Consider the following 24493-nt stretch of genomic DNA (forward strand, 5'->3'; position numbering starts at 1 on the left):
TCTTCGAACTAATTTTGCCCGCTGCGCAAAGTCTCCGGACTTTGAGCAACAATGAAAAAAAATAATAAATGAAAGAAGGCTATACAGTAAAAGACCAGGAAAAACCACACTTTATAACTAAAATATCTTCCTGTTTTATTTGAAAAGCGGGAGTATTTAGATATAAAAACTGAATAACCGAAACACATATGAAACTAAAAACACAACCTATTTTGAATAAATATTTATTAACACTGATCCTGTTTTCCTCTACCTTTTTATGGGGACAGCAGAAGGATAAAGACAAAACCATCATCCCTCATATACGTCTGAAAGTAGACAGCAAGAAAGACCGTATTTCTTTGCGATGGGCAGTAGATGAGCCAATAGCCTGGCAAAAAGCCAATACCATTGGATTTTCATTAAAAAGATTTACCCTTTCCCGCGACGGAAAAGTACTTCCAAAAGCAGAAGAAAAAGACTTAGGAATCTTCAAACCGGCTTCCGAAAACGAATGGAAGAAGATTGTTGAGAAAAATGACAATGCCGCCATTGTTGCGCAATCCCTTTTCGGAGACAGCTTTGAGGTGGAAATGGGCGAGAAGCAGGGGAAGCTGGAAGGTGTGGTCAACAAATCCCAGGAAGTCGAGCAGCGGTTTGCCTATGCATTAATAGCTGCTGATCTTGATTTTGAGATTGCAAAACTGGCAGGCTGGGCGTATACAGATACCAATGTAAAATCCAATGAAAGATACCTTTATACCGTAAGCATTAATCCTGACGGAGGCTCATTATTGGTACAAAAAGGGGATGCTTTGGCAACGGTTTCATCAACCCATGATCTTCCCAAACCATTAGATTTTATCGGGATTTTTAAAGATAAAACAGTTACGCTTTCGTGGGAATATTTGCAGCTAAGAGATACATATACCGCTTATTATGTTGAGAAAGCACAGGATGGAAGCAGTTTTAAGCCTTTAGGAGATTTGCCGGTGATGAATATGAATGACAATGATGGAAGACAAACTCAGGGAATGACCTTTGTGGATTCTTTAGCTCAGAATAGTGCTAAATTCAGCTACCGTATTCGTGGAAAAACAATCTTCGGAGATTATGGTCCTTATTCTGATGTGGTTTCAGGAGCAGGTAAAAAAAGCCTGGAAGCTACCCCCAGAATCTCAGATCTCTTCATTGATGAAAAAGAAAACATAAAATTGGATTGGGAGTTTCCACAGGAAGACGAAAAAAATATTGCTTCATTTGAATTGCTTCATTCCGAAACTGATCTGCAGAACACTTATAAAGTGATTAAAAACAAGATTCCGGTTAGCAGCAGAAGCATAATTACTAAAAGTTTAGCACCGTCTAATTATTATAAAATACAGGCCATCGGTAAAGCCGGTGATAAAAGAGAATCTTTTTCGGTTCTTGCCCAGCCTAATGATACAACACCGCCGGAAACACCACTACAGTTTGAAGGGAAAATAGATTCACTGGGGATTGTCCATCTAAAATGGAAAGCCAATACTGAAAAAGATCTGGAAGGCTACCATATTTTCAGAGGAATTCAAAAAGGAGACGAATTGGTTCGTGTTACACCTCAGGCGATTACCGAAAATCATTTTGAAGATAAGGTGGTTTTAGAAAACCTGAACTCGAAGGTGTATTATTATGTAACGGCAACAGACAGAAGAAAAAATCAATCCAATCCATCCATTATTCTTGAACTGGAAAAGCCCGATAAAGTGAGGCCTCAAACCCCGGTTTTCACAGAGTACAAGCTGGAAGATGACGGTAAAATCACCATCAACTGGATGAGAAGCCATAGTGATGATGTTGAAGTTCATCAGTTGTACCGTAAAGGAAAAGATGATGCAGACAAAAGCTGGAAAATGATTTATGAAACCAAGGAAATTAAACCGGACTATACGTACACAGATAAAGAGGTAGAAGCAGGAAAAAGCTACACGTATTATCTGCTGGCCATTGATAAGAGCAAACTGAAATCTGATAAGTCTCAGGAAATGACTTTGCGAAGTAACAGAATTGAGGCTTTGTCTATCCTTACCAATCTTTCCGGTGCAGCAGACAGAAACAAAAAACAGATTGAACTTAATTGGAAAATTACGGGAAAAGAGGTTGGAGAAATTCTGGTATACCGTCAAAAGGGAACTGATAAACCCACCCTCTGGGGAACGCTCAATGGAGCTCAGAATTTTCTTGAAGATCAATCGGTTCAGGTAGGTAATTCCTATACATATCTGATCAAGCCGATGCTCAAAAGCAATCAACTTGCTAAAACTGAAAAAATAACAATAGAATATTAAAAACACAAATTACTATGAAAAAAATTTTATCACTGCTATTCATCATTACCAATATATTTCTTTGGGGACAAGGTGTTTTGGGTAAATATGTTATTGAGTCTCACGTCAAAATTAAACCTAATAATGGGAGTTACGGGGATGGCTGTCAGAATATGGTGGCAATTGATGTTGTTTTTAATAATACAACAAAAAGAATATTAGATGAAGATTTGAATAATATACCAAGTAATTCATATAGTGATTATGGAGTTCGTTATGATCATGTTGATGCCAATGCATCACCTGTAAAAATGAGATCTACGGCATCCAGACAGTGGAGAAGATTGATTGGTGGATGTGGTGGAAATGGAAGTTTTACAAATTCTGTCAGAGAAAAATCTATTACTTACTGTTCAAACTCGTACGTTAATAATGATGCTGTTAACTGGTGGAATCATGATATTTCCATAAAAATTTATCCAAAGCTCACTATTCAGAACGATACTAATACTTTCTTACCAGATGTAGATAAAATTACGATTAATTCACATACAGGTTTCAGACCTCAGGAATATAATTGGCAGTATTCATTTGATAGTGTAAACTGGATTGATCTTCCACAATTTAATGGTCAATCTTCTCTTACTATCAATGCCACAGATATCAATGTACAAAACCATATTGGTGAAAATATATACTTCAGACAGCAATACGCTACCTGCGATACTAATGCTGTTTCTAATATTGTTTTTTATACGATATTGAAATCCTCACCGCATATTTCTTCAAGTTCAATAACGCCTACAAAATGTTTTGATACTACAGATGGTACTGCAACACTTAATTTTGACAGAACATTGATTTCCGGGGAAACTTTAAAATTATCTCTTGTAAATACAGTTACGGGTGCGGCCGTCCTCAATCAGGATATTACTGCCGAATTGCAGGCTGGTACATCTTACACTTTACAAAACCTTCCACCGGGAACCTATAAATTAGATTTATTAGGAACCTATAACGGAAATGCAACCTATACTGATGGTACGAATCAAACCATTGATTTTGAAATAACCAAACCCACTCCTGTCTCATTTTCTCTGGTTTCCCAAACAAATGTATATTGTTTTGAAGGAAGCGATGGTGTAATTTCTTTAACAGCCGGAGGAGGGCAGAACCAATATCAATATTATAGTACTAAAAACGGGCAATTATTTCTGGATTGGACAAATTTTAATAATGGAAATAATGCGCAGCTTCAAAATTTAGGAGCGGGTACATATAAAATAAAAGTAAGAGATTCCAATCTTTGTATCGCTAAAGACAATGGAAATGAAAAAGAAATTACAGTAATTATTACTCAACCCTCTCAGGCGATAGCAATTCCCACCGCTGAGGTTGAAGTTTCGCAACCTACAGGCTATGGGTTGAGTAATGGCTATATTTCTGTAAGAGTAATCGGAGGAACACCTAATACAGACGGTTCTTATAATTTTGAATGGAGAAAAGACAGCTCTGCCGGCACTGTAATCAATACTGGAATTACAACGGATGCTATTAATAATCCTTTTACAATAAAGGTAGATGGACTTCCCGCTGGAAATTACTATCTGACCGTAAAAGATAAAAATTATGCAAATGCATCGAGCCAGTTAGGTAATTGCGGAATTATTTCAAAAGAATTTATTGTAAGCCAGCCTGATCCGCTTGCCGTGAATATTCAGGTTGAAAAGCAAATTTCCTGTAATATCGCTAACAATTATCAGTTTAAACCTGATTTGAATAATAATGGCGTTCCGGATGAAGCGGAAGACGGAATGCTAAAAGCTACTGCTACAGGCGGTGTCGGAGCCTATTCTTATCAATGGCAGAAATTAAACGGAGGGTTATTCCAAAATTTACCCGGAGCTATACAGTCTACATTGGGAGACCTTACGACAGGAACTTATAAAGTCCTAATCAAAGATGCTAATAATAATACCGCAGAGACTCAATACGTTTTCGTATTCCCTGCCGAACTAGCCATCACACTTTTTGCGAATACCATTGCGTGTTATAGTCAAAGCAGCGGTCAGGTTTCTGTGGCGGCTTCCGGAGGAACAGGAGGGTATACTTATCAGTGGAACACCAATGATACCACACCTACGGTTACAGGTTTATCAGCGGGAAATTATTTTGTATTGGTTAATGATACTAAAAATTGCAAAGTAAGCGGAAGTATATCTATTCAAGGTCCGGATCAACTTATTATTGATGATATATCCGTTCAGAATCCAATTTGTTTTGGCGCCGGTAATGGTGAGATAAAAGTCAATATTTCAGGAGGTAAAGCTCCTTATATCATCCATTGGTCAAACGGAGTTACAGGGGAGAATAATACAAACATTCCTGCGGGAATGTATACTGTTACGGTAACAGATGCTAACGGATGCAGTATTTTCAGAAATTATACCCTGACAGATCCCGCAGAGCTCACCGTAGACTTAGGTCCGGATAGAACGCTGTGTCTTGGTGATACCCAAGTTTATGATGTCACCATCAGTGATCCCGGAGCAACCTATCAATGGAAAGATAGCACAGGAAATATTATTTCTACAAGCCCGTCTGTTACCATTTCAGCAGCGGGAACCTATACTGTATTAATTACCGATTCAAAAGGATGTACGGCAACAGATTCTGTTGTTATAAAAAATTCTTCTGAAGTTTTAAATCCGCAGTTTATGTTAACAACCCATGCTTACAGAGAGGCAACAGTGGTATTGGTGAATACTTCTCCTAAAGCGCCGGAAACAGTGGAGTGGATTATTCCTGATACTCCGGACATTCAGGTATTGAATAAAACTAATGAATTTTTGGAGTTAAAATTTTCTCAATTGGGAGCTTATGAAATCGGATTGAAAGGAACTCAAGGGGCTTGTGAAAAAACATTCTATAAAAAAGTAATCGTTGAAGAAAATACATCAGGCGTGGTGCTGAATCCTGCCAAAGCCTCCAATATCAGAGAGTTTACCATCCTGCCGAACCCCAATAACGGAGTCTTCCAGGTATTGGTAGGTCTTGATAAGGCATCAATTATCAATGTAAGAATTATCGATATGATTTCGCATGAAGCCTATCCACCTGTAAAAATGACACCATCCACGTATTTTACCATTCCATACAATACTTCTCTCCCGGCTGGATCCTATCTGATTATTTTGGAGACGGGAAGCGAGTCGCTGGTGAAAAAAATGCTTGTAAAATAACCATAAACACAAACGGAAAAATGAAATTACTGAAGATTTTAAAATTGAATTATCGTATTCTGATAGCGCTGTTGGTGTTTACTTTTAATGCCTGTGCGGTTGAAGAAAGTATTCCTGTAAAGGCGGACTTCAGCATTAAAGTTGTAGACAATGATTATTCAGTTCCTGTAAAAGTGGAAATTACCAATAAGTCTACCGGAGCAGAAACCTATGAATGGTCTTTTGAAGGGGCTACCTTAGAGAGTTCTACAGAGAAAAACCCGCTGCCGGTGACCTATGCTCATCCCGGAGCTTATAAAATCAAATTAAAAGCATCCAATAAAGACGGAAATACAGATTCAAAAATAGTTGAGGTAAAAGCTGATGCCGCCATGTTGGTGGATTTTGAATGGCAGATGCAGGGAAGCGATATTTCCCCTGTTACGTTGAAAATGATCGATAAATCGCTGGGTGCAACTCAGTATTTGTGGGAGTTTGAAGGAGGAAATCCTTCCACGTCAACGGCTCAGAATCCTGATGTTATTTTTACCACACCGGGTGATCATGTTATTAAACTGACTATTTCAAATGGATTGGAAACCTATTCCACACAAAAAACGATAACCGTAAAACCTGCGATGACCATCGATTTTAACTGGAGTGTAGATCCTATTGATAACGATTATCAGGCACCTGTGTTACTGCATCTGAATAATCTTTCAACCAATGCTTTCTCTTATGAATGGACGATAGTAGGAGCCAATCCGGCTGTGTCAACAACTGCCAGTCCGGATATAAATTTACCTGCAGCCGGGACTTACACGATTGTTTTAAAAGCAGCCAACGATAAGGAAACTAAAACACTGCAAAAGCAGGTCACCGTTTTACCGGATGCCAACTTACTATCTTTTTCTGATGTGAAACTGGGAATCAACAGCGCGAGTTCTACAATAGGATGTTTCTTCTCATCACAATTGGGAACGGTCATTAAACAAAATGAAGTCAACTCAGCCAATGGCTCAGCAATAGATTTTGCTTTCTTTGGTCTGAATTCTTCTTTTATTTATAATCAGTTTCTATCTCCGGATGAAGTTCAGAACAGTGGTTTTTTAGCAATCCCCAATGCTGTCCATTCTAAAATAATCAACTCCCAGGAAATGGTGGGAACACAGCTTTCTTCTTCAGGTTTTGACGCATTAAGCTCCGGAAATGATTTTTCAGCGATCAATATTACGGAAACCAATGCCGGAAAATCACCATTCAGCAATGCTGTGGTGCCCCGTGTTATTTTGTTTCAGACTTCTGACGGCAGAAAAGGAGCTGTCAGAATCAAAGCATTCATTGCCAATGGGTCAGATTCCTATATTCTTACCGATATTAAAGTTCAAAAACAACCCTAAAAAACAGATGATATAATGAAAAACTATGTAAGAAATAGTGCTTTCTTATTTTTTATGTCAGCATTTGCAATAGGGCATGCCCAGGAAGTTGATTTAGAGAACATTGGGAAAAGAACGATGGATGAGTTGAAGAAAAATCCATTTAAGATAAGCGGAGGAGTGTCTGCCAATTCGGTTTTCTACAGCTCGAATGTATACAGCGGAAGAGCTCCGTTTACCTATTTTTTGAATGGGAATCTTAATGTAGGACTTTACCGGTGGTCGATGCCTATTTCGTATAGCTTTACGAATCAGGGAAGTCAGCTGGGATATCAGGTGCCGTTTAAATTTAACAGAATCAGCATTGCTCCAAAATATAAATGGATAAAAGCGTATATAGGAGATGCCAATATGACCTTCTCGCCTTATACCTTTAATGGGCTGCTGTTTACTGGTGCCGGTGTTGAATTGACGCCAAATATGCCTTTAAAGATAGCGGTAATGACCGGAAGGCTGAACAAAGCCGTGGAAGATGACGGAAATCCCAATACCATCCCCGCTTACAGAAGAATGGGGTATGGAGCTCATCTAAAATGGGAAAAAGAAAAATATAAATTGGGGGTCATTGGTTTTTACGCTAAAGATGATCTGGGCTCACTGTCTGCAGCTCCGGATGCCAAAGGGGTATTGCCCCAGGAAAATCTGGTATTGTCTATGCAGGGAAGCTTTATGATCGATAAAAATCTCGAAGTATTTGGTGAATATGCTAATACAGCTTTAGTCCATGATTTAAGAGCAACACAAAATGGAGGACAAAAAAAAGGGGTTGCCGCAAAATTCCTTTCGCCAAACTCTACAATGGAAAGCTATTCAGCGTATAACGGCGGTGTCAATTTAAAATTGAAAAAAGGAATGATAGGCGTAAGATATGAAAGAATAGATCCGGGATACAGAACATTAGGAGCTTATTTTTTTAATAATGATTTAGAAAATATTACTCTTAATTCTTCTTTTACCCTGTTAAAAGACAGATTAGCGGTTTCTGCCAATGTGGGAAGACAAAGAGATAATCTGGATAATCAGAAGTTTAAGCAGACAAGCCGTTGGGTGGGGGCTGTGAATGCAAGTTTAAAAGCTTCGGATAAGCTGATGGTTACCGCGAGCTATTCCAATTTTACCATGTTTACCAATAAGCAGCTTAATCAGTTTAATACGATCAACAATAATCCTTTAATGATCCAGCAGCCGAAGGATTCAATTGACTATAAACAGATTTCACAGAACACCAATATTAATGTGAATTACAGCATTTCCAGTTCTAAAGAAAAAGTTCAGAATATTAATATCAACTATTCATTAAATGAAATGGTTAACAGGGAAAATGGTATTGTAAGAAAAGGAGGGCTGTCAAGGTTTCACAATGCAAATGTCAACTACAGTTTAGGCTTTCCGGAAAAGAAGATGAATATTGCTACATCGGTTAATTTTACCCATATGTATACGTCATCTCAGGTGTCAAGTATTTGGGGACCTGCGGTGACTTTTACTAAGTCTTTCCTTAAAGAAGATAAGCTAAAAACAAGTATTGGAGCATCCTATAATCATTCAGGAAGTTCAACGGCAAATATTAATGTCATGAACTTCAGATTGGGGGGTAATTATATGCCGTGGAAGAAACATAGCTTTGATCTTGCTTTTATTCAGATGTTCAGAAATACAGATCAGGCGGTTGAAAACCCCAATCTAAATGAAATGACCTGTACGGTGGGGTATAATTATAGTTTTTAAAATAATAGAATGCGCTGGATAAGATTTGCGGAATCTGATGATAGTAAGATTCTGCAAATTTTTATATGAACTCTTATAAAATTAATTTGTTCTAAATTTTTCATACATCTTCATATTTACACAAAAATTTTACTAATAAAAATGTTTTATTTGTAAAATTAATTTTTATTTAATCTAAATAAATTTTACTTTTGTGCCGTTTTTGAGATACCACTCCTGGTATCCGAATATGAATTGTTGCTTTACACCAACTGATCATAACATGTAAAATTCGATAAAATTTAGTATGAAAAGGACAGCTATTGTAGTAAGTGCCCTAAGCACTTTGTTTTCGTTAAACGTTTCAGCACAAGAAACTACTCAGAATATTTCGCCACCCATTGCAAAAGATACAGCATCTACACGCCAAAAAACCATAGAAACGGTGGAGATTACTGGAAGAAGGGAAAAAGGATATAAAAACAGCAGTACGTTTAGCGGAACCAAAACAAATACAGATTTAATGGACATTCCTCAATCCATTAATTATGTTACCAAAGAAACACTTGATGACCAGGCAGCTTTTAAAACGAGTGATGCTGTGAAGAACATCAGTGGAGTCAATCAGGCTTCCTATAATAATAATGATTTTGTACTGAGAGGTTTCAGAGCTTCCAATACATTAGTGAACGGACAAAGAATTTCTACACGAGGTTGGGCGCAGAATCTTACGCCTTATGTAGAAAGGATAGAAGTGATTAAAGGTCCGGCTTCTGCCTTATTTGCGAATACGGATCCGGGAGGGACAATCAACACTGTGACTAAAAAACCCTTGAGAGACAGCCGGAATTCCATTAATTTTTCCACAGGAAGCTTTAAGACGGTTAGAATAACCGGCGATTTTACAGGACCCATGAATGAAAAAAAGAGCCTGCTCTACCGTTTGAATCTGGCCTATCAGGATACCGAATCTTTCCGTATTCTTCAGGATCAGAAGGCATTGGTGATCGCCCCTTCGTTTTCCTTTATTCCGAATGATAAAACAAGTGTTAATTTTGATTTCGTTTATCAGCATACCAATGGAAGGCTGGATCGCGGACAGCCCATATTCGGAGCGAGTCAGGGAACCGATCTGTATTCTGTGCCCATTTCATTTGCTATCGGAAAGAGAAACGATTACCAGAAAGAAGCCAATATTTTTACCACCATATCCTTACAGCATAAATTTAATGACCATATCTCCTTTAATGCTTCTTATCTGAGATCAATGTATGATGAAGATCTTTTGGAACACCGTACTTCAAACAGTTTTGCAGTGGATGTTAGTGGAAATCAGATCCCCACTTTAATGGGCATGCAGACGATAAGAAGGCTTCGTAAAAACTATATCGATAATATCTCCGCTTATTTTACTTTTGACTATAAAACGGGTGAGTTCACCCATAAAACTTTGGTAGGATATGATCACATTCAGGAAACATTCCCTGAAGGAAATTCAACCTATAATGCTTCAGGTTTTTTATCGGCAGACGGAAAATCGGTACTTTCGAAATATGATCCCGCTCATCCTGAAAAATATATGATTGCTAACGGAATGCCGGTTCCGAATGTCCCGTATTTTAATTTGGAAAATCCTGATTATTCGATTTCTGAAATTTCAAACTATATCAACGTTAGCCGTGCAGAAACGCCTTCGCGATATTTTTTACACGGGGTATATGTTCAGCAGCAGATTTCATGGCGAAAGTGGAAGGCATTACTGGGATTGAGACAGGAGTTTTATACCGACGTTCAGGGCTTTACAACAAATAATGAAAAGAATATTCAGCAGAAAGCATTTACCCCAAGAATAGGAATTGTTTTTGAACCGACCCAGCAAATCAGTTTATACGGAACTTATAATCAGGGTTATCAGCCACAAAGTGCAGGAACAATTGGTAGTCCGGAAACCTTTGGAGGTCCATTTGATCCTTTGAAAAGTAAAATGGTGGAAGTAGGAGCCAAGTTTGAATTTTTCCGCAAGTTGCTTTCTGTGACCACAGCCGCTTATTATATCGAACAAAATAATATTTTAATTAATGCGCTCGATCCTTCCAATCCTGATTTACTAAGACAGGTCGGTCAGCAACAGGCAAAAGGAATAGAACTGGATATTAACGGGAGAATTCTTCCGAATCTGAGTATGACTGCTGCATTTTCTTACAATCTTGCAAAAATTACAGAAAGTGATAACCCGGCAGAAATCGGAAGTATCATGCCGAATGCCCCTAAAAATCAGGGAAATGTCTGGATAAAGTATAACTTTAAAAACGATACGGCTTTAAAAGGAATCGGTATTGCGGCAGGAGCCAACTACGCAAGTAAAAGATTCACCAACGAAACCATTCTTGAATTGCCAGCGTATACCGTTGCCAATGCAGGAATATATTACAACTTCGATCATTTCAGAATGGCTCTGAATGTTAACAACGTTTTTGATAAAATATATTGGGTCGGCGGCTTCAGCTATTCGAGATTATTTCCGGGAGCACCGCGTAACTATATGGTTTCTGTCGGATATAGCTTTTAATGGCTGATGGTTCTTAGTGAACTTTGAAAAAAAATTAAACATTGGGTAGAATTGATTCAAATTGCACCCCTTTAGGGATGGGAAAACAATTTGGATCAATTTTTAAACAGGCAGTAAATCCACAATCATTAAAAAAATGATTAAAAATTCAAATTATTACAATTTAATACCTATATTTGCCCAGCAAAAAAAGAAAATGATAGTATCTAACTTAAAAAAGGCAAAGAAACAGTACTTACGTCGAACGTCGTGAGTCATTTTCCTTTGGTTAGAATCGAAATAAATCAGGAGCTTGTCATCACGACAGGCTCCTTTTTTTGTTTGGAATTTAATTAATATTATAATCTAATTTATGAAAGTATTGAAATTTGGAGGAACTTCAGTGGGAAGTCCGGAGAGAATCGAACAACTGTTGCCCATTATTAAATCTCAGACGGCGGATAAACATTTGGTAGTTTTGTCAGCGGTTTCCGGAACAACAAATGATCTGGTAATCTTATCTGAACTGTATGCCGGCAAAGACATTGAAGGAGCATACCGACATATTGATGCGTTGTATGAAAAATACAAGGTTTTTGTCAGCCAGTTATTTAAAACGGAAGAAGGAGTGTCAGAAGCTTCACTTTTTATTGATAAGATTTTTGATCTTTTTTATCAGTTTAAAAATAAGAATTTTACTTCAGATGCAGAACGTATTATTTTAGCTCAGGGCGAAATCATCTCTACCACCTTATTTCATTTACATTTAAAAGAAATTGAAATTCCTTCCACATTGTTATCAGCACTTGATTTTATGCTGGTGGATGAAGAGCACGAACCGGATGTTGATTTTATCAGAGAACAGGCCGGTCTTGAAATGGCAAAATATCCAGAGGAAACACTTTTTATCACACAAGGATACATTTGTAGAAATGCCCAGGGAGAAATTGACAACCTGAGAAGAGGAGGGTCTGATTATACTGCGTCATTGCTTGGCGCAGCGTTACAGGCTGAAGAAATCCAGATCTGGACGGATATTGACGGTTTCCACAACAACGATCCACGTTATGTTCCCAACACAAAACCTATTGCCCAATTAAATTTCGATGAAGCGGCCGAACTTTCCTATTTCGGAGCTAAAATTCTTCATCCGCAAAGCGTTTTTCCGGCAAGAAAATACAATGTACCTGTGAGATTGCTGGATACAATGAATTTAAGTGCATCGGGAACTTTGATCTCAGGCGAAACAACGAATCAAAATCAAATTGTGGCCATTGCTGCAAAAGACGGAATTACAGCAATTCGTATTCAATCTTCAAGAATGTTGATGGCTTATGGATTTTTAAGAAAAGTTTTTGAAGTTTTCGAACGTTTCAAAACACCAATCGATATGATCACAACCTCGGAAGTGGCAGTTTCCCTGACGATTGACCAAACCGAATATCTTTCTGAAATTATAAAAGAGTTAGAGGTATTTTCGGCAGTTGAGATCGACAGCGACCAGTCTATCATCTGTATTGTAGGGGATTTCAGAGAAAATAACCATGGTCATGCAACCATTGTTTCAGAAGCGGTAAAGCATGTTGCGATCAGGATGATCTCTTACGGTGGAAGTGAAAATAATATTTCCTTGCTGGTGCCATCAGCTTTTAAAGTTGAGACCCTAAGATCGCTGCATAACCGACTGTTTTAACAGCTTTAAGGGTAAGCAGACAAAAAATGATGCTGTTTCACAATAAGTAGAAAAAGAGAAGGCTGTCCAGCAAGGGCAGCCTTTTATCTGTTCATATTACAGGCAGCGAATAGTGCCGCCATCTACCCGGAGCACGGAACCACTGATATAATCGGCAAGCCGGCTGCATAGATAGGCCACTGCCCCTGCGATTTCCTCAGGATTTCCGAACCTTCCTGTATCATTAGGGATCAGTTCTCGGACTGCTTTATATTGTATTTCCACAGGGTCGGTTCCCCAATTGAATTTGGGCGCGGCATTCATCAGCCATTGTTCAACCATCGGATTAATAATGGCTCCCGGAGAAACAACATTGGAAGTGATTCCGGTTTCCTTTAATAATCTTGCCAGCGATACAGATAAATTATGCCTTGCCGCAAGAGTGGCATTGTAATGGGGCTGCTCTTTAATAGGCTGTATTCCTAATCCTCCCCCGATATGTACCACACGTCCCCAGCCTAATGGCTTCATTTGGGGAGCAATCCTCTGAATCATCCGAACGTAAGAGACGACATTGGTATTATAGAGCTCAAGCCAATCTTTTGCGCTGGCTTCGTTTCATGATTGGTGAGAAGTCGCTCCCGCATTATTCACCAGAATGTCAATGGGGCCTCCTTTCAGCGAAACTTCAGCAACAGAATCTGCTCCTTCATCGGTGGAAAGGTCTCCAGTGACAACTTCTGCCATTCCTCCCTTTCTGACTATGGACTGGGCTACTTTTTCCGCCCGCTCCCGATTTCTGCCGTGTATGATTACCTTGGCTCCTTCATCGGCAAGCATTTTGGCGATCGCTTCTCCTAAGCCCGAACCGGATCCTGTGATCAGGGCTCTCTTATCTTTTAACTGTAGATCCATATGTATTCTATTTTTTAATTGATCTGTATTTTTGTTTCTTCAGATTTTCTTAGACAAAAGTACAGATCGATCCCGGTTCATCGTTTTGTTTAAAAGCTCAAAATACTTTGCTGAAAAGCGCAATCCGTGATCCCGTATATTCTGTGGTCTTATTTTTAGGAGAAGTTCATTTTTTTATTCCGTATTTAACGATTAGCCGGACTACCGTTACCATAAGATTGATATATCCTGGCAAGGACTGATATTATGAAATTTTAATATAGATGAAAAGTGTTTGTTAATCAGCTTTTTAATTTTATTTTTTTTAAATGAACTAAATAAATACGGGTACTTATTTGCTCTTAGTCTCCAGTTTATTTACCTTTGTCTATACAATTATGCTAGAGAGGTTTTATCAATATTTATACAGTTTATCATTTGTTTTACTTACCGTCCTGGGTTTGTACTACGGGCAGATGCAACAGTATATCTCAACAGATATTCCTTCCGATCTCGATTTCAGCACAGATGTTCTCATTAGAGAGGCGGAAAATGCGGTTCACCCTTTAGCGTTTCTAAAAGATAAAAACGATCCCTCTCTGTATGGTCTCAGCCGTCCTGCATACAATAAAATCCGTGCTGTTCCTGAGAACGACAGTGAGAATGACGAAAATCCCGAAACTTCAGACACCTCTGATTTTATCCTATTTTTAAAGGAAGACTTTTGGAGTCTGATGACAGGCTTCGTCCGTTCCTTTCATAACAGGCAAATTGCCGTTTCATTAGCTTATTCTCAACACTTAAAACTTCAGTATGATGACCTGTATATTCATTACAGGGTCATCCGCCTGTGATTTTATACTATTTTTTTCGAAAAAATTAAAGCTTTCAATCTTTATTTGAAAGCTTAGAACTCTATTTTTCAATTTAAAAAATTTTATAAATTATTATCATGGTCAAGAAAAGTCTCATGTATATAAGCCTGTGCCTTATTCTGTTATGTGTAAGCTGTAACTCTGAGAAAAAAGAAAAAGCAGAAGAAGCTTCATTCAAAGTAACAAGTCCCCTTGTAAAAGATACCTTAATCGATAAAGATTATGTTGCACAAATTCGTTCCATCAACCATATTGAGCTTCGTGCACAGGAAAAAGGATATATACAGTCTATTTATGTTGATGAAGGACAGTTTGTTCAAAAAGGGCAGCTGCTGTTCAAAATCATGCCTAATTTGTACGAATCCGACGTAAACCGTGCGAAAGCAGAAGTGAAGTATGCGGAGATTGAATATCAGAATACCAAAAGCTTATCTGATAAAGATATTGTAGCACCACAGGAAATGGCCATGGCTAAGGCAAGATATGAAAAAGCCAAAGCCGAACTGGCTTCAACAAATACTCATCTGGGCTTCACAGAGATCAGAGCTCCTTTTACCGGAATTGTAGGAAGACTGCATGTGAGAAAAGGGAGTCTGGTAGATGATGGAGAATTGATTACTGAACTTTCCGACAACAGCAAGATGTGGGTTTATTTCAATGTTCCTGAAGCTGAATATCTGAATCAGATGAGTGACAGAACAACAAATGATCCTTTGCACGTACGCCTGAGAATGGCCAATGGTAAGGAGTTTTCTCAGGATGGTGTGGTTGAAACTATTGAGTCGGATTTCGATAATGAAACAGGAAATATTGCTTACAGAGCTACATTCCCCAACCCTAAAGGGCTTTTAAGATTCGGAGAAACCGGAAATATCGTTATCACCTCTCCCTTTGCCAACGCGATGATGATTCCTCAGAAAGCAACTTTTGAGGTTTTAGAGAAGAAGTACGTCTATGTAGTAGACAAAAATAATATTGCAAGAGCTCGCGAAATAAAAGTCGCTGGAGAATTACCACATATTTACATTGTTTCTTCAGGGTTGAAGCAAGATGACAGAATAGTATTGGAAGGACTTCGTAAGGTACAGGATAATCAGAAGATCAAGAACACCTATCTTCAGCCTCAGCAGGTGATGTCCAATTTAGATTTGTACTCAGAATAATTAAAATTGCATCAATTATGTTCAAGAAAATAATTCACAGACCGGTTTTTGCAATTGTAATTTCCGTTATCATCCTGTTTGTGGGAGGCCTGGCCATTAAGCAGCTACCCACTGAGCAGTTTCCGCAAATCGCACCTACAACGGTCGCTGTAAGTATTGCTTATCCGGGATCCAGTGCCGATGTATTGGTAAAATCTTCCCTTATCACCATTGAAAATGCAGTGAATGGGGTACAGGGAATGAGGTATATGTCAACAGATGCCACCAGTGCCGGAGAAGCGACTGTAAATGTAGTTTTCGATCCGGGAACGGATCCTAATATTGCTACCGTTCTGGTAAAAACAAGAATCGATCAGGTAATGCCATTATTACCTGAGCTTGTACAGAAAGAAGGGGTTATCGTAAATCCTGTACAGCCGAGTATGCTGATGTACGTGAACCTTTACAGTAAGGATAAAAATATGGATGAAAAATTTCTGTATAATTACTCTACGGTGAATGTTATTCCGGAAATCAACCGTATTCCGGGGATCGCAAGATCACAGATTTTAGGAAGCCGAAGATATGCGATGCGTATCTGGCTGAATCCTGAAAGAATGAGAGCTTACGACATCTCCGTAGATGAGGTGATGAAGGCGATTGGAGAGCAGAGTATTATCGGGCGTCCGGGAAGAATCGGACAGAGTTCAGGGATTGCTGCACAAACGCTGGAATATGTACTGACGTATAAAGGACAGTACAATAAACCCGAAGAATATGAAAATATTATTGTAAGAGCCAATTCTGAAGGAGAAAATGTAAAACTAAAGGATGTTGGTAAGGTAGAATTAGGAAGCGAATTCTTTGATATCTATTCGAATCTGGACGGGCATCCGTCTGCTTCTATCGTATTGAAGCAAAATTACGGAAGTAATGCCAGCGACGTCATCAAGGGTATCAAATCTAAAATGGAGGAGCTGAAAAAGAATTTTCCCCCGGGAGTAGATTATAAGATCAGTTATGATGTATCTAAATTCTTAGATGCTTCTATTGAACAGGTGATCGATACTTTAAGAGATGCCTTTATACTGGTTGCTATCGTGGTTTTCATATTCTTAGGAGACTGGCGCTCCACGTTAATTCCTATTATTGCGGTTCCGGTTTCCTTAATTGGTGCTTTCTTCGTGATGCAACTTTTTGGGTTAACCATTAACCTCGTTACATTGTTCGCATTGGTACTGGCCATCGGTATTGTGGTGGATGATGCGATTGTGGTGGTAGAAGCGGTTCACGCTAAAATGGAGGAGAAAAACCAGAGCCCGTTCAAAGCCGTTCAGGAGGTAATGGGGGAGATCTCAGGGGCTATTATTGCGATCACCGCGGTGATGGTATCGGTATTCCTTCCGATCTCTTTTATGTCCGGTCCGGTGGGTACTTTCTTCAGACAGTTTTCCATTACCATGGCAAGCTCCATTGTGATTTCAGCATTAATCGCCCTTACTTTAACTCCTGTATTGTGTGCGATGTTGTTGAAAAATAATCATGGTCATCATAAAAAGGCTAATCTTTTTACCAAATTTATTGATGCTTTCAACAGATTGTTTGATAAATTAACAGGAAGATATGCTGCATTACTCAGAAGAATTGTAACCAGAAGAACATTGACATGGACAGTACTGGCGGTTTTCAGTGCCGGAATTTTCTTTGTTAATAAAAATTTACCCGGCGGATTCATCCCGACTGAAGATCAGGGGACTATTTATGCGATCATTCAGACGCCTCCCGGATCTACATTAGAGCAGACCAATAAAGTTTCCAGAGAATTACAGGGAATCGCGGAAAAAGTGGATGGGGTTGAATCTGTTTCTTCTTTGGCAGGGTACGAGATCATGACGGAAGGTAGAGGTTCTAATGCCGGTACTTGTTTAATTAACCTTAAACCTTGGAACGACAGAGCCCATTCTGTGAAAGAAGTCATGGAAGAACTGGAAGAGAAATCAAAAGATCTGGGCGCAACCATCGAGTTCTTTGAACCGCCGGCAGTTCCGGGATTTGGATCTTCAGGAGGTTTTTCAATGAGATTACTGGATATCAACAGAGATACCAATTATCAGGAATTCGATAAAGTGAATAAAGACTTCATGGTCGAGCTGAAGAAACGTAAAGAACTTACCGGTGTATTTACTTTCTTTGCAGCCAATTATCCGCAGTACGAACTGGTTTTTGATAATAATGCCGCGATGCAAAAAGGGGTTTCCATTGGTAAAGCCATGGATAATTTAAATATTCTGATTGGTAGTACCTATGAACAAGGGTTTATCCGTTTTGGACAGTTCTTTAAAGTATATGTTCAGTCCGGACCGGAATTCAGAAGGCTGCCTACTGATATTTTGAATCTTTATGTTAAAAATGACCGAGATGAAATGGTACCTTATTCTGCATTTATGACGATGAAGAAAACGCAGGGACCGAATGAAATCACACGTTACAACATGTACAATTCTGCCGCTATCAGAGGGCTTCCGGCTGCGGGATATACCACTGCAGATGCGATAAAAGCGATCAATGAAACTGCCGCCAAAACCTTACCTCACGGATATAAAGTGGCCTGGGAAGGGCTATCTTATGATGAAGCCAACCGTGGTAATGAAGCCATTTATGTATTTCTGGTGGTTTTAATATTCGTTTATCTCGTTTTAGCAGCTCAGTATGAAAGTCTGATATTGCCTTTGGCTGTTATTACTTCCTTGCCTGTAGGTCTTTTCGGGTCCTTCTTTTTATTAAAGGCGATGGGATTGCAGAATGATATTTATGCGCAGGTGGGGCTTATCATGCTCGTTGGTTTACTGGGTAAAAATGCCGTGTTGATTGTAGAGTTTGCCGTGCAGAAACGTCTGGAAGGGATGTCCATTGCAGATGCTGCGATTGAAGGCGCGAAAGTTCGTTTCAGACCCATCTTAATGACTTCTTTTGCATTTATAGCTGGTATGATTCCTTTGGTATTAGCCCACGGAGCCGGAGCAATTGGTAATCACACCATTGGCGCATCGGCAATGGGAGGGATGATATTCGGGACCGTTTTCGGGGTGGTGATCATTCCGGGGCTCTATTACATATTTGCAAAATGGGCAGACGGAAGAAAAATGATCAAAGAAGAACACGAATCACCATTTAGCGAAGACATGATCCATTATGAATAAGAATAAAATATATCAATATGCGGGGACAGCATTCTTTTTATTAAGTCTTGCTGCCTGCAAACCTATAGACATCCAGCAGCGTGCTGAAAATAAAACCGTACCTGACACTTATGCGTCAGCAGAAAATGATACCATCAACACCGGAAAACAAAAATGGAATGAATATTTCAGCGATCCCAATCTTCAGAACCTGATCAATCAGGCTTTACAGAATAATCAGGAATTAAATATCGTTCTCCAGGAAATTGAAATTTCTAAAAATGAAATTAAGGCCAAAAAAGGAGAGTATTTACCTTCCGTAGGTCTGAAAGCAGGAGTAGGGGTGGATAAAGTGAGTCGTTATACCAATATAGGAGCGATGGAAGCCAATACCGAAATGGAGCCCGGAAAAGAAATGCCCGATCCTTTATTTGATTTTGGTGCAGGCATTCAGGCGAAATGGGAAACCGATATCTGGGGTAAGCTTCACAATGCGAAACGCGCTCAGATCCAGAGATACCTGGCGAGTGTGGAAGGAAAAAACTTCATGATCACGAACCTGATCTCAGAGATTGCAGACTCCTATTATGAGTTGCTTGCCCTGGATAATGAACTGATTATTTTAAATCAGAATATCAAAATTCAGGAAAATGCCCTGAATATTATTAAAGATCTGAAAAAATTTGCCCGTTCCAATGAACTCGCCGTGAAGAGATTCCAGGCGCAGGTGCTGAAAACACAGGGAATGCAGTATGATATTCATCAGAAGATCGTAGAAACAGAGAATAAAATCAACTTTTTAGTGGGAAGATTTCCTCAACCCGTAGAAAGAAGTCATGATTTTGATTCTGTGGTTCCGCAGACCGTAATGGCAGGAATTCCTTCAGAATTATTGGAAAACCGTCCGGATATCAAACAGGCGGAGTATGAGCTGGCTGCTTCAAAACTGGATATTAAATCAGCAAAAGCAAGATTTTATCCTTCCTTGGACATCGGTGCAGGCTTTGGATTACAGGCTTTTAATCCGGCTTATTTGATTAAACCTGAATCGTTCCTGTTTTCCTTAGCAGGCGAACTGACGGCTCCTTTGATTAACAGAGCGGCGATAAAAGCAGCGTATTATAATGCCAATGCCAAACAGGTGCAGGCAGTTTATCATTACGAGCAAACTGTTTTGGGGGCTTATATTGAAGTATCGAATCAGTTATCTAAAATTAAAAACTTAGAAAATAGTCTGGATATTAAGACAAAGGAAGTGGATGCTTTGACAAAATCCATCGATATTTCCAATGATTTGTTTAAATATGCCCGCGCCGATTATATGGAAGTTTTGCTGACACAGCGTGATGCCCTGGAGTCGCGGTTTGAGCTGGTTGAAAAGAAAGTCAATCAGTTAAAAGCAAGTGTTGCGGTATACCGCGCGCTTGGTGGCGGTTGGGATCAGAATCCTGTGGTTTCACCGGAGCCGGTTAAAAAATAAATTTCATAACACTCAATTTTTCTTAAAGAAGCTTATCGGAAGGTAAGCTTCTTTTTTTTGTCATCATGCAATTAGTGGAATTTCTTGTAGATGTTTATCAAATCTGAAATATTATCAATATTTAGTTTTTCAAAAATTCTTTTTTTGTGAGTGCTCACGGTTGAAGATTGTAATTGTAATTTATTCATAATTTCAAGGTTGCCATCTCCTTCCGCCATTAATTCAAATATCTGAATTTCTCTTTTAGAAAGTTTTCCAATGGGGTTTTCGTGGGTTGACAGCTTACTGATGATTTCTGAAGGATAAAAATATCCGTATTTAAAAATATAGGAAACAGCATTTGTAATGTCTTTTTCAGAAGCACTTTTATTGAGATAACCGTGGGCACCGTTTTTTATATACTGCATGGCAACATCTTCGTCATAAGCCGTATACATTAAAATTTTAATATCATTCTGTATCTCTTTAATATCATTAATCATAGATCTATGCGTGCTTCCAGGCATATTAATATCGAGCAAAACCAGATCATACATATTTTTGCCGAGCTTACTGATAAGACTTTTGTAATTGGCTGCCTGATCTATGATTAATTCTTTATCATTGGATAATAAAATAAATTTGGTTCCTGTTCGCACAACAGGATGATCATCAGCTATTATAATCTTCCTGTTCATCTGTATTTCTTAAAACTAATTTTACAATGGTTCCTTTGGGTTGATTTTTTTCAAAATTAATGTTTAAATTAATTTTTTTTGAAACTTGCGAAACCAAATATAATCCCAGACTGCTTTTGTATTTTGGATCTGAAAGTTTACCATTAATATTGAATAAATTATTGTAATAGGTATTATCTGCATCACTCATTCCAATTCCTGTATCTTTTATTTCAATGGTCACTTCCTGATCTGAATTTGAAGATCCAAAAATCGTAATATAACCATCAAAAGTATTTTTCACCGCATTATCCATAAGATTATGAAGAATCATATTCATAAAGCTTTTCTTAATGTTGATTGTGATATTGCTGTCTATTTTATTGATAATGATGGTGTTGTTGTGTAAAGCGATCTCGTGAAAAAGAAGTCGTTTTTCATTCACAAAATCTGCTAAAGAATAATATTCATCCTCATAATGTTTATCTTCTTTATAGATTTGAGTATAATCTTTAAGGTTCAGTGTATATTTATGTAACTGTTCTGAAGAAGCATGCAGACTTTCAAAATATTCTTTCTGTGTTTCAGGATCGGTAGCATCGCTTAACTGTTGAGAAATGAGTGCAATAAATCTTACAGGAGTGGTAATATCATGAATAATATTTTCTATAATTTTCTTTTCGTATTCTGAACGGTCAGAAAGTTGTTTTTGGTTTTCGTGTAAATTTTTCAGGCTTTCATCCAGTTCTTTAGCCTTTTTAATAACTGTTTTCTTAAGAATTTCATTTTTTGATTTTAAACGTTTGGTTCTTGAGTATACAATGAATAAAATCAGTAAAATAAGACATGAAATGATCAAAAATCGAAACCAGATTGTTTGATGAAATTTCGGTTCTACTTCAATCGTTATTTTTTTCGAAGTAAAATTTCCATTGTCTGAGATCAGCATTCTTACTGCCAAATCATGCGAACCGTGAGAAAGTCCGGCGAGGTTTATGGCTTTACCATTTACTTTTTTCCAGTCATTATCATCAATTTTATATTCAAGATTAATGTTTTCCAAATTCCCGTAATAAGGAACATCTACAAGAATTTCTGAATTTTTATAATCGGACGGTAAAAGCAGTTTGTTTTTAAATTCAACAATTTTATTTTCAGATCTTGCTCTTTCCAGATAAAGATCTTTTGAGGAAGGATAATTAGAGGGTACATCATTAGGTTTGAAAAATACAAACCCTTCCATCGAAGGAAATACAAATTCTCCGCTTTCCAACATATTGGCGCAGGGAAAAGAAGTTCCGTTGAATTCGTTATTTATTAATCCGTCTTCCTTTGTATAGCTATAATAAAAAAGATCTTTGCGTTTGTTTTCTACAAATTCCAGAATGTTTTTTTTACGGATTTTAAAAAGTCCGTTATTAGAAGAGATCCAAAAATTACCATTAGGATCTTCGAGTGCAAAATGAGCGGTAGATAAATTTTTCTTAGCATCAAGCGGAAGTTTTATCAGCTTTTTATTTTTTAAAATGTAAAGTCCGTTTTTAAAGGTGGTGAGCAGATACAGATCTTTCCCAAGTTTCATAATCTGCTTTAAGCATATATTGAATGATAAAGTTAAAGTTATCTGTTTTTTTGCAATAGAAAACCAAAATAAATTTTTAGAGTTAGCCAGTAAATAAAACCCAGGATCAAATTTTTCAATTGTAGCTGGTGATTCATCAATATTCATTTTCATTTCAAATTCTTTTTTGCCATTTTCGTCATAAATGCAGAAAAAATTTGTTTTAAGATCATGATAATGTGCTGCAACAATTTTATTACCAATAATATTCGATACGGTTAAAACTCTATTTATACTAATAGAGTCATGCTTTTGGTAATTTGTAGATTTTAAATGTCTGATTATTGCTGAATAATTAGAGTAAACAATATTGAAATTACTATGATATGTTATAAATCTTTTGTAAGGTTTTTTGTGAAATTTTTTATATCCTACGACCCCAAATTTATCATAGATTTTGCCTCCTTCGGTTATGACACTGTTTTTTCCAAATGGAAGAGAAGCGTAATATACATTATCTGCATATTTAGAATGGTCTAAAGAGGTATAAAAACGGTCTACGGAAAGTATTTTTAATCCTTTGGTTGAGCTTCCGAGGTATAATTTTTTGTACTGTTCATCATAGAAAATAGAAACAATCTGATCGGTATCAAAAGTGTCGTATTGAGTAACAAATTGTGTCTCAATAACATTATTTTTATAAAAAACGCGATAGATTTTATTATTAAGAATAACAAATGTTTGATTTGTAGATTGTTGCCAATATAATTTAGAATTTTTATCATAAATAAGAGATGAACCATTTTTTGATTGTGAAACGTTCCCTTTATATAAATCTATAATTTTTTTTTCTTTTTTATTAATAACGAAAAGATGCTCGTTATAGCCAAACATATGGGACATGGCTTTTAAATGATCAAATTCAGAGGGCATTTTAACCTCTTTTTGTTTATCATCCTGAAATGAAACTGTTATTTTATTTGAACTGAAATAGTATTTTGAATGCTTAAAATGAATTCCATAATTTTGAATATAAGAAGGGGTACCATTAAAAAAATAATTTTTATTGATAATGCCATATCCGGAATTGCTAAAATAAAAAGGTGCACGAATAGCTTTACTGTAAGAAATTTTCGCCTGTCTTTTTTTTATTAAAATAGGATGAATATCACTAGCATTGAAAAGAATAAGACTATCATTTTGAGCATTTCCTCGAAAGTATTCAAAGTTTAAATTTTTAAGTGGGAAATTATTATAAACTTCAAATTTATTTCCATCATATTTTACAATTCCGTTTTCTGTAGAAAGCCACATGATGCCGTATTTATCTTTTATAATATCTTTTACACTATTTTGTGGCAGGCCATTATCCATAGTATACCACTTAGAATCTGTAGATTGAGATAGAAGACCTTGGCTCATAAACATCAGAAAAAATACGATTCTAAATGAAATCTTTTTTAGTGTGGCAATTTTTTCGTGCATATAATAAATTAGAAATTACTGGTAGGAGGCAATTTTATTTGGTTTAAAAAAGGATATTTAATGGCAAAATTAACAAAATCACCTTGAACATTCTTATACAGTAGTTTAATTTACTCGAAATGTTTTTATGTGATTTTTAATTTTTATAGAAAAATCTCTATATATACCTAGAGAAATGTTTGAAAAAATCAAAGTATAAAATTGTTTCGCTGTAATATATTTGTAAAAAAATAAGGAATAAAGTAATATCATTATGACAACTGTATTTTTACTATTTAAAGAGGAAATATAGAATTAGATTTTAAAATTATCGAATTAAAAACTTATTGACAGGTATTTTTCTTACAAT

General features: G+C 37.3%; 12 protein-coding genes and 1 pseudogene. 10 read left to right on the forward strand and 3 right to left on the reverse strand.

From position 1 onward, the window contains the following. The first annotated feature begins 188 nt into the window (after nucleotides 1-188). The 6 genes from VUJ46_RS01550 (at nucleotide 189) to VUJ46_RS01575 (ending at nucleotide 12893) form a co-directional block, all read left to right on the forward strand. Nucleotides 189-2306 (forward strand): hypothetical protein, encoded by a 2118-nt coding sequence (locus tag VUJ46_RS01550; protein ID WP_326983258.1) that lies wholly within the window; start codon nucleotides 189-191, stop codon nucleotides 2304-2306. Nucleotides 2307-2320: 14 nt separating this feature from the next. Next, the gene (locus tag VUJ46_RS01555) at nucleotides 2321-5527 is read left to right on the forward strand and encodes a hypothetical protein (protein ID WP_326983259.1); all 3207 of its coding nucleotides are present in this window, start codon (nucleotides 2321-2323) and stop codon (nucleotides 5525-5527) included. 20 nt (nucleotides 5528-5547) lie between these two features. Further along, the gene (locus VUJ46_RS01560) at nucleotides 5548-6906 is read left to right on the forward strand and encodes a PKD domain-containing protein (protein WP_326983260.1); all 1359 of its coding nucleotides are present in this window, start codon (nucleotides 5548-5550) and stop codon (nucleotides 6904-6906) included. Between the two features lie 15 nt (nucleotides 6907-6921). Further along, on the forward strand, nucleotides 6922-8673 hold the full coding sequence (locus VUJ46_RS01565) for a hypothetical protein (RefSeq protein ID WP_326983261.1): 1752 nt from the start codon (nucleotides 6922-6924) through the stop codon (nucleotides 8671-8673). 286 nt (nucleotides 8674-8959) lie between these two features. Next, a complete protein-coding gene (locus tag VUJ46_RS01570) occupies nucleotides 8960-11221 on the forward strand; it encodes a TonB-dependent siderophore receptor (protein ID WP_326983262.1) in 2262 nt (753 codons plus the stop codon). A gap of 352 nt (nucleotides 11222-11573) precedes the next feature. Further along, nucleotides 11574-12893 (forward strand): aspartate kinase, encoded by a 1320-nt coding sequence (locus VUJ46_RS01575; RefSeq protein WP_326983263.1) that lies wholly within the window; start codon nucleotides 11574-11576, stop codon nucleotides 12891-12893. A gap of 96 nt (nucleotides 12894-12989) precedes the next feature. On the opposite strand, the pseudogene VUJ46_RS01580 reads toward VUJ46_RS01575, so the two are convergent. Continuing rightward, nucleotides 12990-13787: pseudogene (locus VUJ46_RS01580) on the reverse strand (SDR family NAD(P)-dependent oxidoreductase). A gap of 377 nt (nucleotides 13788-14164) precedes the next feature. Between VUJ46_RS01580 and VUJ46_RS01585 the strand changes: the two are divergent. From VUJ46_RS01585 to VUJ46_RS01600, 4 genes are all read left to right on the forward strand, one after another. Further along, nucleotides 14165-14620 carry a hypothetical protein gene (locus VUJ46_RS01585; protein WP_326983264.1) on the forward strand — a complete coding sequence of 152 codons (456 nt, stop codon included), beginning with the start codon at nucleotides 14165-14167 and terminating at the stop codon, nucleotides 14618-14620. A 98-nt stretch (nucleotides 14621-14718) separates the two neighbouring features. Further along, nucleotides 14719-15804, forward strand: a complete 1086-nt coding sequence (locus VUJ46_RS01590; protein WP_326983265.1) for an efflux RND transporter periplasmic adaptor subunit — start codon at nucleotides 14719-14721, stop codon at nucleotides 15802-15804. A 17-nt stretch (nucleotides 15805-15821) separates the two neighbouring features. Then, the gene (locus VUJ46_RS01595; RefSeq protein ID WP_326983266.1) at nucleotides 15822-18983 is read left to right on the forward strand and encodes an efflux RND transporter permease subunit; all 3162 of its coding nucleotides are present in this window, start codon (nucleotides 15822-15824) and stop codon (nucleotides 18981-18983) included. Further along, entirely contained in the window at nucleotides 18976-20442 is a 1467-nt protein-coding gene (locus VUJ46_RS01600) for a TolC family protein (RefSeq protein ID WP_326983267.1), read from the forward strand. Before VUJ46_RS01595 ends, VUJ46_RS01600 begins: the two co-directional genes overlap by 8 nt. Before the next feature lie 71 nt (nucleotides 20443-20513). On the opposite strand, the gene VUJ46_RS01605 is transcribed toward VUJ46_RS01600, so the two are convergent. Together VUJ46_RS01605 and VUJ46_RS01610 are read right to left on the reverse strand one after the other, a co-directional pair. Then, nucleotides 20514-21119, reverse strand: a complete 606-nt coding sequence (locus tag VUJ46_RS01605; protein ID WP_326983268.1) for a response regulator transcription factor — start codon at nucleotides 21117-21119, stop codon at nucleotides 20514-20516. Beyond that, on the reverse strand, nucleotides 21094-24144 hold the full coding sequence (locus VUJ46_RS01610) for a sensor histidine kinase (protein WP_326983269.1): 3051 nt from the start codon (nucleotides 24142-24144) through the stop codon (nucleotides 21094-21096). The genes VUJ46_RS01605 and VUJ46_RS01610 overlap by 26 nt, the downstream gene beginning before the upstream one ends. Nucleotides 24145-24493 lie beyond the last annotated feature (349 nt).

Source organism: Chryseobacterium sp. MYb264 (genome assembly GCF_035974275.1).
Lineage (GTDB): Bacteria > Bacteroidota > Bacteroidia > Flavobacteriales > Weeksellaceae > Chryseobacterium.